Origin of the sequence: Paraburkholderia nodosa, assembly GCF_001718195.1 — a bacterium.
Classification (GTDB): Bacteria; Pseudomonadota; Gammaproteobacteria; order Burkholderiales; family Burkholderiaceae; genus Paraburkholderia; species Paraburkholderia nodosa_A.
Window position 1 is genome coordinate 49384 of record NZ_MCNV01000037.1, and the last position, 14355, is coordinate 63738.

Annotated in this window: 6 protein-coding genes and 5 pseudogenes; 3 read left to right on the forward strand and 8 right to left on the reverse strand. The window is 56.8% G+C overall.

All coding sequences use genetic code 11. From position 1 onward, the window contains the following. Window positions 1–49: 49 nt before the first annotated feature. The 8 genes and pseudogenes from BFD71_RS35300 to BFD71_RS39800 all read right to left on the reverse strand — a co-directional run bounded on the left by BFD71_RS35300 (window position 50) and on the right by BFD71_RS39800 (window position 10805). Entirely contained in the window at window positions 50–253 is a 204-nt protein-coding gene (locus tag BFD71_RS35300; RefSeq protein ID WP_069268847.1) for a cold-shock protein, read from the reverse strand. 462 nt (window positions 254–715) lie between these two features. Beyond that, window positions 716–1958 (reverse strand): annotated as a pseudogene (locus tag BFD71_RS35305) (IS256 family transposase). A 470-nt stretch (window positions 1959–2428) separates the two neighbouring features. Then, window positions 2429–2593, reverse strand: a pseudogene (locus tag BFD71_RS40995) (IS5/IS1182 family transposase); the annotation flags it as partial. A 23-nt stretch (window positions 2594–2616) separates the two neighbouring features. Next, the gene (locus BFD71_RS39795; protein ID WP_141710904.1) at window positions 2617–4275 is read right to left on the reverse strand and encodes a C2 family cysteine protease; all 1659 of its coding nucleotides are present in this window, start codon (window positions 4273–4275) and stop codon (window positions 2617–2619) included. A 331-nt stretch (window positions 4276–4606) separates the two neighbouring features. Further along, entirely contained in the window at window positions 4607–6055 is a 1449-nt protein-coding gene (locus tag BFD71_RS35315; protein WP_069268849.1) for a TolC family protein, read from the reverse strand. Then, a complete protein-coding gene (locus BFD71_RS35320; RefSeq protein WP_069268850.1) occupies window positions 6045–7388 on the reverse strand; it encodes an HlyD family type I secretion periplasmic adaptor subunit in 1344 nt (447 codons plus the stop codon). The genes BFD71_RS35315 and BFD71_RS35320 overlap by 11 nt, the downstream gene beginning before the upstream one ends. After that, complete coding sequence (locus BFD71_RS35325; RefSeq protein ID WP_069268851.1) at window positions 7385–9538, reverse strand: type I secretion system permease/ATPase; 2154 nt, start codon at window positions 9536–9538, stop codon at window positions 7385–7387. The genes BFD71_RS35320 and BFD71_RS35325 overlap by 4 nt, the downstream gene beginning before the upstream one ends. 276 nt (window positions 9539–9814) lie before the next feature. After that, window positions 9815–10805, reverse strand: a pseudogene (locus BFD71_RS39800) (IS701 family transposase). 617 nt (window positions 10806–11422) lie between these two features. Between BFD71_RS39800 and BFD71_RS35340 the strand changes: the two are divergent. The 3 genes and pseudogenes from BFD71_RS35340 to BFD71_RS35350 all read left to right on the forward strand — a co-directional run. Continuing rightward, window positions 11423–12633 (forward strand): IS3 family transposase gene (locus tag BFD71_RS35340; RefSeq protein WP_141710905.1). Its coding sequence is split into 2 segments (ribosomal slippage): window positions 11423–11738 and window positions 11738–12633, totalling 1212 coding nucleotides; the frame shifts between segments, so codons are not numbered across the junction. A 40-nt stretch (window positions 12634–12673) separates the two neighbouring features. Continuing rightward, window positions 12674–13447, forward strand: a pseudogene (locus BFD71_RS35345) (IS110 family transposase). 155 nt (window positions 13448–13602) lie between these two features. Further along, window positions 13603–14001: pseudogene (locus tag BFD71_RS35350) on the forward strand (Tn3 family transposase); the annotation flags it as partial. Window positions 14002–14355: the final 354 nt, after the last annotated feature.

Below are 14355 nucleotides of genomic sequence, written 5' to 3' on the forward strand. Positions count from 1 at the left end.
TTGCGCCCATGTCTTCCTTGCTGCCGCGGCATTACCAGAAAGCGCATGGTCAGTGCGGCTGGATGCTTATCGCCTGCCTGCCCTTGGGCCCGTTTTTTGCTTCGAAGGTTACCCTTTGATTATCCTGTAGCGTCTTGAATCCCTCTATCTGGATATCAGAGTAATGCACAAACAGATCGCAGCTTCCGTCGTCTGGCTGAATGAATCCGTACCCTCTTTCATCGTTGAACCATTTAACCTTACCCGTTGCCATTTTCATTTCCTTATCGACGTTTTCTATCAATATAGGATATGCTTAAAGAAAAGTAGCCGACGCACCAAACTCGCAAATTGATTTGCGTCGACCTACCTTGTCCAAATACAGACCATTGCCGCGCGTCGCGCTCTTTAACCGCATATGGCCCCCCAAATCTCCCCTTCCGGACACCCCCGGGTTATGCAGCAGAATCCCCTTCCCGCTGCGCCGCCAGCCAGGCTTACACGAACCGGGTTGGCGTCATGAAGCCAAGCGATGGATGAGATGACTGTTCTACATGCAAGTTTCAACCGGGAATCTTGGTCCGGGACATCGGAGCGCGGCCGCAGTCACACCCCCCTCATTCATTCGCCCTCATTCACTCACAATGAGCGGAATCCACGATCTCTTTGTCTTCACGCAACACGAAACAGAGCTAACGTCAAGAGTGGTGTATGGGCAGCATCGTGACGGTCGATATCAAGCGGCGAGTTTCTGCTGAACCGGTCGATCGTCTTGCACCGAGTCGCCGTCCTTGAAGGCAATGCCCTCGAGCAACAGCTTGATTTTTTCCGGGCCGTTGATACGGCGCCAACTTTTCTCAGCTTTCTCAATCAGCTTGAATGCCAGGCCGAGGAAGGTCGGCCGCGACACGCAGTTACGCGTGCGTGTCGTACGGTGACGCACCGTCGCGAACGTCGATTCAATCGCGTTGGTCGTGCGCAGGTGCTGCCAATGTTCGGCGGGGAACTCGTAGAAGGCCAGCAAGCTGTCTCGGTCCTTCTTCAACGTCTCGGTCGCCTTCGGATATTTCGCCGCATAGATCGATACGAAACGATCGAACGCAGCGTACGCGTCGGCGCGGGTCGCGGCCATCCAGATCGATTGCATGTCGGCCTTCGCACGCGCTTGTTGCGACTTGGCAGCGCGTTCAGACGTTGCCCATCTTGTGAAACCAACAGCGCTGACCACGCGTGGCCGGAAACACCTCTTCCAGCGCCGCCCAGAAGCCCATTGCGCCGTCGCCGACCGCCAGCCAGAGGTCCTGCCTTCAGACCGCGCTTTTTCAGGTCGAGCAGAAGCTCCAGCCACGACGCTTTCGTCTCGCGATACCCATCGCCGATCGCCACACGCTCTTTGCTCCCGTCCGGTTTCACGCCGATGATCACGAGCAAGCATTGCCCATCGGAGTTCTCGCTGCGCAGCCCCGTGTGAATGCCGTCGACCCACCAATAGACATAGTGCGACTCCGACAGATCACGCCGGCTCCAGGCCACATGCTCGTCGGCCCATTGCGCCTTAAGCCGGCTTACCACGTTGGCCGACAAGCCCTTGGCGTCATCGCCTGGCAGCACGCTCAACGCTTCGCTCATATCGCCCGTCGAGATACCCTTCAGATACAGCCAGGGCAGCGCTGCGCTCACGCGAGGCGACTCCTCACGTACGGCGGCCAATCGTCGAATTGAACTTCACGCCCGATCCCGATCGGTCGCGCACCTTTTGGCACCTTCACAGCAATCGGGCCGGCGGCTGTCAACACCTCGCGCTCTGGCAAGCAGCCGTTGCGCACGACGGCGCGCTGCCCGTGCAAAGTCTTGACGTTCGCGAACCGCTCCATCAGTTCTGCCAGCTCCGCTTCGATCGCTTATTGAATCACTTGCTGCGCCCCGTGACGAACCAATTCGTCCAGACCAAGTCCACCGCCTTCAATTCCCCGCCTCAGATTCCCCGTACACCGTGGGTGAGTAGCCCGCGGGAATCGCACCCGCAGGCCCTCTCAGGTAGGGTCGAGAACTGGCGCGCGGTGGTCTTTCCACCGCTTTCGCGGTGGCCCTCAGTCCGGCTGCCATAGTCACGTTTCCAGCTCCCGCCACGTCGAACGCAGCTTGCGGTTTTCCCGCACTACGCTCTCCTGTTTGCTTCACGTCAAGGTTTATGGGGCCTATCATGCCGGGCGCGCTTTCGGTGCGACGGTAACCATACGAATCCGCATGGAATAGTGGATCGAGGATCGGCTCAATGAGCCCCCGGCGTCATAGTAGTTGTCGCCTCTGAACTTTCTTATCGAGAAGAGTCAGAGGTACGAGTTGAAGACGAAACAAACGTATTCTGTTGAGTTCAAGGACAACCGAGCGCTTGAACCGCACGCTGTACTTGCTCATGAAAAAACACCCCAAATTGTTGGACGGGTGTCGCATGCAGCGCGTCACCGAGCGCTCCCTTCGGCCAGTTCCGATCGAGTTTGCCATCTGTTTTCATGTGGCCGATGGCTGGCTCAATCGCACTGCGGCGTCTGATCATCGCCCGCCATCCGCGCGTGACGCCTCGCCGCAGTCCCGGGTGGTAGACCTTCACACCTTCGATCCACCTTGCGTTTTGGCCTACGCTATATGTGTTGTGTTGATTTGCTGATCGACCGAATGCAGCCTCGTATACGCCGCACCCCATTCGGATGATTGAAAATGCAGCGCGCTCATACTGGCGACCAGGCTATTAACCTGACTACCAAGCGTGCCACCGGATGTGGATTTGGCAACGCAATTAGATTCGGGATCTGAAATGATTACTTCGCCGCCCCCACCCTTGTTCCAAAGTTGATCGGCAGACACTTCAAACTGAGTGTCGTATCGATTGTTGCCATTATGGTTTCCCCACGGATTCCGGAGAATAAAATCCCCGGTTGATTGGTCATACCCAAGAACAGAGAACATGTGTTCGTTCACCAGCTCTATCTGGCCTGAAGGATCCGTAGTGTTCTGAGAGCAACCGTACATCACCTCGGTTTTATTATTCAAACCACTGATGATGGATTGCTTCACCGTGTCATCCCACGATGTCTGTGAAAAAGAGGAACACTCATAGGACTCCGCTTGCCTTCCAGTCACAGCCGCGAGGCCAATGTCACAGCCACCGTCAATTGCTTTATATTGATTCGCGAGGCCGTTCATGTGCTGGTATTCTACAAAGGCCTTCTCGAGAATTTGAACCCAGCTATCACAGGAATTTTCCGCAGCATTTTGAGCAACTGCATCATTCACAGTAACGTAAACGGGATTTCCTGGGCCATCATAGAACCTAACCCCGTAAACCCCGTTGCCATCACTCGTAAACATCGACGCAATTTTGCTCGGCTCATCCTGTGCCACACATGCGAGTGCCGCCATCAGATAACAGTCGCCTACGCGGCCTTGGTTGACATCGTTTGCAGTTGGCGCGCCGCTCGTGCCGAACAACGGCTGCGTAACGTTCGCATAGCTACCGCCAAGGCCCGACAACGATGGGTTGTCGGAGCCTAGGAACCATTTATCAATCAGCTCGTTGAACTGGAGCTGACTACTGCCAGGGGCAAGATCGCCCAGCTTGGATGAGGTGTTCTGTCCGCCCGTCCAGTCAACGTTAGCGGCGTTGCCGTTGACCAATGCATTGGTCACATAGGCAAGGCATGACGATTTTCCAAGTTGCGCCGATACTTCTGACGCGTAAGTCTTAAGACTATTCAATTGTGCGTCTGTTAATCCACCGCTTCCAATGGCGCTAGCAACGCTTTGTAAATCTGAAAGTATCGAGCTGTATGTGTATTTTTGCTGTGATTGTGGCTGCGGATGAACGCAGGCGATCTTGTCGTTATATCTGCGCATTTCAAAGCTATCGATCGTATCAGATAGATATGCGGCGACGCAGTTTCGGTATATATCGACTCTATCCGTAAGCTCTGAAAGATGGGTTCTCAAGCCATTGACACCGGTTTGGGCGATATCATCGGTCCTGTACATACGAGTTGATTTTGGAAGCCCGCAATCAATTGACATAGAGTCGAAATCGTTACGAGCGAGCCCCACTGAGTTGGCTTGACCGCCGATCATATCGTTAAAATTTCCAGATCCTGCGCTGATTAATGGGCTCCCAAGTGAATTACGTAACACATCGATATTGTTATCTACTCTACCCTCGATCGTCTCGCCCGTTTTTGATGATTTCGTCAAAAATCCCTGTCTTTCCGTAACGACCAGTTCCCTTCTGCTTCGCGTAATTGACGCCATGTCACCCCCTGAAAAGATCACAAATCACAACACTTGAGGAACAAGCAGGCACGCCTTTCAAACTGCCTACCAACTATTCCGGGCCCCTTCAAACACATGAACGCGCATAGAAGAGAGATCGTGGAGATTGAGTTTCATCTTGCGCTGATATGCCGGAGAAATCGTCAAGAGTGGTGTATGCGGGTCGGTCGCATGATTAGGCGGCCAGCGCTTGAGGAACCGGTGCGCTTTCAATCACCGGGACTCCGTCTTCAAAGGGAATGCCCATTACGGATGGCAGCTGCTCCATAACCACCGCCAGTCCGATGCTTGCGGCAAACTGGATTCCCCGCTAGAACACATGATCTCCTATCGCACTCCGATCAAGTGCGCCGGCTGCCGCCCGCAGCTTCACGCGGTCCGACTCCCATTCGACAACGCTGCGAACTCGCTCCTGCTGAGCGTCCGCAAGTGCCGACTGCACCGATAGCAACTCAAGGATGTTGGCAACGCCCTTGTCGTAGCGCCGCCGCGAAGACGCAACCGCAGAGCGGGCCGCTCGAAGCAGCTCTTTCGCGGCTTGCAATTTTCCTGCCGCGGCGACAGCCTCCGCCTGAGCCTTAATCACGTCCGTTAAAACTTGCTGCTCAGTATCATGGAGCTGGGACTCGCTTTGTTCTGCCTGCGCTTGCGCTCTTCTCACCTTGTATGTGCTTGAGAACCCATCAAAGAACGGAATCGTCACAGTGATACCCACAGTTGTTGTATTACTGTGAATCGCCTGCATCCCTTGGTTCTGGTAACCGTTCTGATAAAAGTTGCCCACGAGGTCAATAGTCGGTAGGCCTTCGGACCGTGCGACCTTCACCTCCGCCCGCGCGGCTTTCCACTGCTCGCGGGCCGCGATAATCGCTGGATGCCGCGTGGCAGTCTCCTCGAGCCAGTAATTCAGGTCTTCCACAACATGAGATGTCGCCGCGTCTTCCAATCCTGCGAGCCTCAGTTCGGTTGAAGGAGCTACCCCGAGAAAATAGAGCAAAGCTCCATTCGATACGCGATCGTCCGCGGCAGCCTGCTGTTCGGCGAGTTTCGCCTTGGCAAGGGCCGTGGCGGCTTGCAAGCTATCGCTTTGCTCAGCCACGCCCATTCGCTGCCGGCGTTCAACGGCCTCATAGGTTTGTTGAGCCATCGAGGTAGATTCGGCGCGCGCCGCTAGCGTCGCCTGAGCCATCTGTGCGTTGAAGTAAGCCTCCACAATGTCCGACATCACCTTTTGAATCGACGCGTCGTGGCTAGCCAAAGCGGCCTGCAATGAACGGTTTGCAGCTTCGCTGCTCGCAGCGCGCGCGCCAAAGTCGAACATTCGCCAAGCCACGCCCGCACTCAGGGTATGCCCATTTGCGGTTGAGCTAGAAATAGGCGAGTCAGGGTACTGTGTCCGGGTACGTAAGGGTGATACATCTGCCGACAGCGTTGGAAGATAGGACGCCCGTGCTTCGCCGACCGCCGCGGCTTGCGCTTTGATTGCGGCAAACGAAGCACCGATCTGTGGGTTGTTGCATAAACCGATGTCGACTGCGCCGGCCAAGGTCAGCGGCCGTGCGAGATCGATGGCGGCGGGACATGTAACCGCCGGCGTTCCACTTTGTAAAATGGCACCATGACTGAGCAGGGGCGGTCGGGTCAGCAGCGGGTCTTCCAGAAGGTCCGGTACGCCAGAGCTATGGGCGCGTGCGCCGACGAATAAGCCAAGCAGAATCACTATTCCGCGCAGCCGGCTGCTCGCTCTCTTACCGTTCATGCAAACTCTCGCGGGATTCCTCAATAAGCGGTGACAAAACATATTCAATGACTCGTCGCGTTCCAGTTTTGATTTCGACACTTACGCCCATACCAGGCGTCAGGGCAACGGATCGGCCATCAATTTCCATCGTCGGTCGATCCAGCATCACCTTTACGGAATAAATCAGCCCCCGCTTCTCATCCTTGATAGCGTCGTGTGAAACATGGGTCACACGCGCAGCAACAGTGCCGTATTTTATGTATTCGAAGGCATCGATCTTGACAGCCGCGCTTTGTCCCTCCCTGACGAAACCGACATCCTTACTTTCGATAAAGGCTTCGACCTCTACCTTGCTCGTGGTGGGAACTAGCTTCATCAAAGGCACAGCCGCCGGGACCACTCCTCCGATAGTATGTACAGCCAGTTGCTGCACAGTACCGTCCACAGGCGCAACCAGTTTGAGAAGGTCGCCGTGCGCTTCGGCGCGTGCAGCATCCTTCGTAGCATCATTGAGCACCCGCTCCGCGTCGTCCAGCGCATCGAGTGCCGTCTTGCGCGTTTCCGCAATCAAAACCGCTCTCTGGTTTCGCGCGTCAATAAGTTGAGCCTGGAGGTCGATACGCTCCTGCTTCTTCTTGAGATATGCATCGCGTGACACGTCGTCTTCTTTCGACAGCTGCGCGTAGTCCCGCTCGCGCTCTACTGCCAACGGAAGCGCCGCTTCAGCGTGGCTGATCTCTCCCTCCAATCGGCGCCGCTTGGCGACATAGTCATGCCACTGCCCGTTCAAGTTCTGTTCGGTTTCATGCCAGCGCTCACGCGGAACGCCCGAATTCGGCGCCAGAACAGGCGGCCGATCGCTGTCAACCGCCGCAATCAAAGCGCGTGCACCGGCAGCGTGCGATGCAGCTATCGCTGCACCGCCGCGAGCCTTTTCTAGGTCGCTGTCCACAGTGCGCGAATCGAGTTCAACGAGAACGTCGCCAGCGTGAACCGTCTGACCTTCCGTGACGTGCAATGCTCGCACGCGAGCGACCTCAACTGACGCAAGAGCCTTGCTGTATCCTGATGGAATCACCTTGCCGACGGCATTCACAACTATGTCGACATGCCCCAGAATTGACCACGTGATTGCGACCACAATCCACAGAATTAAGATCTTTGCCACCCAGCGGCCAGTTGGCGAGACCGGTTTTTCCTGCAACGATAGAGCTGCAGGCAAAAACTCCGCCTCCTCGGAGTTCAGGTCACGTGGTGTAAGTGCGCGTCTCTCCCGCCACGCGTACGCGAAATGATCGCGGTACCTGCGCCACAGTTCACCCCATGCCTGCCATTGGTGACGCAGATTCACGCCATGCCCCCCTGCTGCAGGCTGTACAAGTGAGCGTACATTCCCTGCGGGATCTTGAGGAGCTCTTCGTGACTGCCGACCTCCGCTATCTGGCCGCGCTCCATTGTCACGATGCGATTCGCCCCACGGACGGTTGATAGTCGGTGCGCGATGATCAGCACAGTGCGCCCACGGCAGATGCTTCGCATGTTTTTGTGAATGATCTTCTCCGATTCATAGTCCAATGCGCTCGTGGCCTCGTCAAAAATCAGGATTCGCGGATTGGGAAGGAGCGCACGGGCAATCGCAACGCGTTGCCTTTGCCCGCCCGACAGACCGGTGCCGTGCTCGCCTACCATCGTGTCGTATCCTTCTGGCAACTGGCAAATAAACTCATGCGCACCGGAAAGGCTAGCCGCTGCGATGATCGCATCCAGAGAGGCGTTCGGCATTGACAACGCGATGTTGTCTCGTATCGATCGATTGAATAGCATGTTTTCTTGCAGCACCACTCCGATTTGCTGGCGCAATGAAGCGGTTTCAATCGTAGCAATATCGTGACCGTCAATTAGTACACGCCCGCTTTCCGGGATGTAGAGCCTTTGTGCCAGCTTCGTAAGCGTGCTTTTTCCCGAACCCGAACGACCAACAATTCCAATCACCTCGCCCGGCCTGATGGACAATGAAACTCCGCGAATGACTTCCGGTGCATCGGGCCGATAGCGGAACACAACACGGTCGAATTCCACCGCACCGGTCAGCTTCGGCAAGCGCGACTTGCGGCCGACGACCTCCGTGCGAGCGTTGAGGATGTCGCCTAATCTTCCCATTGAGACGCCTACCTGCTGGAAATCATTCCATAGTTGCGCTAGGCGCAAGATTGGGTTGGAGACCTGCCCTGCCAGCATATTGAAAGCAACCAATTCACCTACTGTCATCTTTTGGTCTATCACGAGCTTCGCGCCCCACCACATGATGGCTACGTTGACTAGCTTACTTATCAGTGTGACCCCGCTATTGGCGATGGCCGCGACGTTATTGACAGACAGCCCCGCGGCTACATAGGCAGCTAGCTGTTTGTCCCACTTCTGAGTCCAGCGGGGTTCGACGGCCATCGCCTTGACGGTATCAATCCCACTGATCGTCTCAACCAGAAACGATTGGTTTTCGGCGCTGCGATTGAACTTGGCATCAAGTCGGTTGCGAATGATAGGCGTGCACACCATTGATAGCAGTGCATAGAGCGGAATCGAGACAGTCACAATTAACGTTAGCGCTCCGCTGTAAACCATCATTACAGCAAAGAATACGATCGAAAAAATCAGATCCAGCACTAATGTCATGGCGTTGCCGGTCAAAAAACTTCGGATATTTTCCAACTCCCGTACGCGCGCCACTGAATCCCCAACCCTGCGAGTATGAAAATACGTTAGCGGCAAGCCTAACAGGTGGCGGAATAGCCGAGCTCCGAGTTCAACGTCGATCTTGCTGCTGGTATGAGCAAATACCCAGTTTCGAATTGCAGTCAAGGTCACTTCAAAGAAGATCGCAGAAATGAGCCCAATCGCGATCACATTCAACGTCTGCATCGCATTACTGACAAGAACCTTATCCATTACGGCCTGAAAGAACATCGGCGTGACAAGGCCGATGATTTGCAATACTAGGGATATCAATAAAATTTCGCGCAGCAGACTCCGATATTTTACGATCGCAGGGATAAACCACGTGAAGTCGAACTTGGCCAGGTTTCCGGTAAAACTAGCTTTGCTGGTGCAAAAAATTAGCTTCCCGGACCATAACCCGATGAATTCATTCAATGGGAGGATAACTGGTGTGCTACCCGGCCGTTGCATGACCATTCGCGGCTCTTCCCCACTAGTATCGTATTTTCCTGCGATGAAATACTGCCCGTCGTTGTCGATACCGATGGCTGGCAACGGAGCGCGATCAATTCGGTCCACGGACTGATGCACCAGCTTTGCTGTCATGCCGATTTCCTTGGCCGCCAACAGCAGCAACTGGTTGCCAAAGACGTTGTTCCCAAATTGGTGGCGCAGCTGAGATTCATCAACCGGAAGGCCGTGCAACATCGCCATCATGATGAGGCAAGAAAGCCCAGAGTCTTGGCCGGACGGCACGGCGTGCAAAGAAGCGTCTAATTTTGTCATCTTGTAATGTCAGTAGACATTCGGCATGGTGGCTTTGACACTTTTGAACACTCCCCTATTGCATTGCCGCAATCCTTGCCGTTGTCGTGGTTTGCGTGCCAGTGTTAGCCGCATTCCTTGTGCGTGTACGCAGTCCCCGTGATCCGTCCAGACAAGGGTCGCGAGTTCGTGGCAGGCACACGCTCCGCAACCGTGTTGGGTGCTCGCGCAAAAACGCCGGCTGTAACTGCAGCGCCGTTGAGATTTGATTTCGTGTTCAATCGTCATTCATAGGACTTACGCAAAACGCATGGTTACGGACGGATTTCTGAGTTCGCGGCGGAGGAAATCATCGAGCAGTTCGTGCTTGACTTGGTAGAGCGTGCGCCCGGTCTTGCGCGCGATATCGGCCAGACGGACCCATACGAGTACCGCGCTCGCGATATGGTTGCGCTGGATGCCGGCCTTTCGGCACTGGCAACGCTGAAGACCCGTGAGCTGCTTGAGTTCGCGGTTTAACTGCTCGACCTTCCATCGCAGGCCACACGCGTCTTGTGTCGCCGGCAAAGAATCCTGGGTGAGCTCGTTGGTCACGACCCAGTCCGTGCGGTGTGTCGACACCTCTACCCGGAACAGTTTCACCTTGTGATGTTTCGGAAAGCCCCTGATCTTGATCGTCTTCGTGCGCGAGAGAATGGGCGTCCCATTGCAGCGAATCAACATGCCGGTATGGCAATTCACCTTCGGAGTCGTCGACCAGCCGGTTACTGCGCAGCGGGCAGTAGTACGTCCTCCAAAGCGATTCGATGAACAGCATCATATCCATGAGCACGCGGCGAAACGGCAGGTTTTTGTGATGAACCACGTTGGTCAGCATGTCCAGCACGTGATCGAGTTTGGACCTGCCGTCGCCGTCCGGATCGTAAATACGGTAATCGATAATCCAGTATTCGCCGCTCTGCGGATTCACGTACACACAGTTCACCACACCGATGCCCTTGATGAGGCCGTGGGCGTTGCCGCTGTATTGCCGCCGCACGAGTTCGATCTTGTGCGAGAAGTCCTTGTCGGTCACGGAATCGTCGAATACGATGCAGCCGTCTTCATGCGCGACGAGCTGCCCACGCACGTTGTCCCACACCAGGCGCAGCGTCATGTGCTCCCGTCGCAAAAAACGGTTGATGGCATCGTGGCTCATGTTGTCAACGTGGTCGGCGAAGTTGGTCAGCGTGCAGTTGGTCGAGACATAAAGGCGCAACGCTCGACGCTGCGTAAGTCCTAATTCAATCCACTCATAATGGTCCGCGAAAAGCAAACGCAAAACTTGGGCCAACGCCATCACATGTGCATCGGTTGCTAATGGTTTCAAGCGCGGCCGCAGTCCAAACCCAATGCTCTGCAATGGTTTGAGCCTTGCGAGGTGACGCGGTAAACGCGCAGCCAGATCGCAACCGGTTCGCGCGGTGGCCATCCGGTGAGCATATGCACGTGGTAGGCGTACGGCTGAAGGTCGCTGGCGCTGAATGCGAGCACGACACAGCCAACGGAGTCTGGCCATCTCGACGTGAAGTGTCGAATTTCTTCCAATCGGGCCGGCGGATGTAGGCAATGTGGGGTTGCGGACAAAGGGTGTCAGAGCCAGAGGGGCGGTCGCCCGTGATGGTCTGATGTGATGGACGACTCCCGCGACGGTGTCAACGCCGATTGAAATCTGACCCCTAGACATCATGTATGGACCTGCCGCACCTCAAGGTACGCGGATTAAGCTTGAGGTGGGCTACACCGCGGCTCAGAGCCGCATTGAGGGGGCATGGAGCGGCCCCCTGAATCGCCGGACACAGTCTCTCGCTTAAACTAACGGGTAGGCATAAGACTGTGTTTTTGACTAACACCAGGCAGGAAGTGATGGAAGTGTTGACGGGCCCGGAGCGTCGGCGGCGCTGGACGGCGGAGCAGAAGCTGACAATGGTGCGGGAGAGCCTCGAGCCGGGGAAATCGGTTTCGATGGTTGCGCGCCAGCACGGCGTGAATCCGAACCAGTTGTTCCACTGGCGCAAGCTGTACCAGGACGGTAGCCTGTCAGCGGTCAAGGCTGGCGAGGAAGTGGTTCCGGCGTCGGAACTGGCCGATGCGCTCAAGCAGATTCGTGAGCTGCAACGGATGCTCGGCAAGAAGACCATGGAGAACGAGATTCTCCGCGAAGCAGTCGAGTATGGCCGTGCAAAAAAATGGATAGCGCACTCGCCCTTGCTGCCGGAGGACGACCAGTGAAGCTGGTTTGTGAAGTTCTCGGCGTGTCGCGCTCGAACGTATCGGCACGACTGTCGCGTCCGGCGACATGGCGCGATGGCCGTCAATCGAAGCAGACAGACGATGCGGCCGTGGTCGAGGAAATCCGCCGGGTCGTCGGCGATTTGCCCAGCTATGGCTATCGACGGGTTTGGGGCACGTTGCGCAATGAACGCGTTGCGGCTGGGCTGGTGCCGTTCAATGCCAAGCGCGTCTATCGCGTCATGCGCACGCACGGGCTGCTGATGGAGCGCCGACCGATTCCACCTCGGCCGCAACGCCGGCACGACGGCAAGGTGGCTGTAGCGCGCAGCAATCAGCGTTGGTGCTCGGACGGCTTCGAGTTTCGCTGCGACAACGGCGAACCGCTGCGCGTGACGTTCGCGCTGGACTGCTGCGACCGTGAAGCGATGAGCTGGGCGGCCACGACGGCGGGCCATAGCGGCGACATCGTGCGCGACGTGATGCTGGCTGCGGTGGAAAATCGCTTCGGCAATGCGCTGCATACGCCATCCGAAATCGAGTGGTTGAGCGACAACGGCTCGGGCTACACGGCCGACGACACGCGGAGGTTTGCAGTGGGCATAGGCCTGAAGCCATTGACCACGCCGGTGTGCAGCCCGCAAAGTAACGGGATGGCCGAGAGCTTCGTAAAGACCATGAAGCGCGACTACGTCGCCTTCATGCCGAAGCCGGATGCAGAGACTGCTGCACGCAACCTGGCCATCGCATTCGAGCATTACAACGAGAAGCATCCCCATAGCGCGCTGAAATACCGCTCGCCCCGCGAGTTTCGGCGCTCGACGGATTCAGCAACCATAGTGTGAGGCTGTGTCCGGGATTACAGGGTCCACTCCAGGGCAGGTCATGAACAAGTTTAGCAAGTACGTGGGCCTGGATGTACATCAGGAAACGGTTGCCGTGGCGGTCGCCGACACGGCCGGCGAGCTGCGGTATATGGGCGAGATCGTGATCACGCCCGAGGCCATCGCGAAACTGGTGGCACAGGTCAGGCGCGGCACGGGAAGGTTGTCGTTCTGCTACGAAGCCGGCCCCTGCGGCTACACAATTTGCCGACAGCTGCGGGAACTCAAGCAGGACTGTCAGGTCGTGGCGCCGTCGCTGATTCCGAAGAAGCCGGGCGAACGTGTGAAGACCGACCGGCGCGAGGCCCTAAGCCTGGCGCGCCTGCACCGAGCCGGCGAGTTGAGCCCCGTGTGGATTCCGGATGAGACACAGGAGGCGCTGCGCGATCTGCCCCGTGCGCGGGAGGACATGAAGCATCTGCAACGCCAGGCCAAGCAATGGCTGCTGTCGTTTCTGTCGCGCCATGGCTATCGCTACATGGGCCGCTCGAGGTGGACGCAAGCGGACGGGCAACAGCCATGTGCGACGCATGCTGGTTGAAGCAGCGTGGGCCTACCGACATCCCGCACGAAAGACCGCAATCCTGCAGCGGCGCGCAGAGCGTACACCGCCGGAGGTCCAGGAGATCGCGGCGCAAAAGCGGCTGTGTCAGCGCTTTCGAAACCTGATGGCACGCGGCAAGCTCAAGAACCAATCTGTACCGCCATTGCGCGCGAACTCGTAGGCTTTATCTGGGCAACCGGGCAACACGTCGCCCCCCTCAGTTGGGCTTAGCCAGCATGAGAGGTTAGTTGAGCACGCAACAGGATGTTTGGGCTAGGACCAGGCAACGGTGAGAGAACCCTCTTGGCAACACTAGGAGGTAACTGGAAACAGCACAACCCTCAAATCTAGATTGAGGCAGCTCCCCGACGTTTTGTTTGTCATGCGGTAACCAACCCACGCATATCAGAATGATCAACCGTCGGATACCCTACGCGAAACTGTCGTGGCTGCAGGCGTGGCACATCCGGGATGAGACCTACTCACAGGCGCTCGCTGAACTCGTCAACGCACAGTTCGCCCTTCCGTTCGCCGCCCACTGGGGCGATGGCACCACCTCGTCATCCGATGGGCAGCGCTTCCGTGCGGGCAACAAGGCCGAGAGCACGGGACACGTGAATCCGAAATACGGCGCCGAGCCCGGACGCATGTTCTACACGCACATCTCCGACCAGTACGCGCCGTTCTATCCGAACCTCGTGAACGTCGGTGTGCGCGATTCGACCTATGTACTCGACGGACTGCTGTATCACGAGTCGGATCTGCGCATCCAGGAACATTACACGGTTCTGTTGCAATAGCGGAGGCTGGTATGCTGCGGGACCTTACAGGATGATGTGAACGAATCGGGATAGGGGCAGGCCTCGCGGCCCGACCCCTCCCACGCCACCGTGCGTACGGGTCCGTACACGGCGGCTCGGATCAGTTAGCCGACTGGACCGACGGAGGGAAGTCCAAGAGAGCGTAGATACCGGTTTGGCAGTGCGAGACTCAGCGCGGGGCTGCAACTAAGCCGCCACGCATTGTGCGGCGATCCAACGGTCTGAGCGGCTAGATCACGGCTAACCCCGCGGGCAGTCAGTTCCTTGAAACGGGTCCGGCCACGCTTCCACTGCTTCCAGAAGAAGCAGCGGATTCGG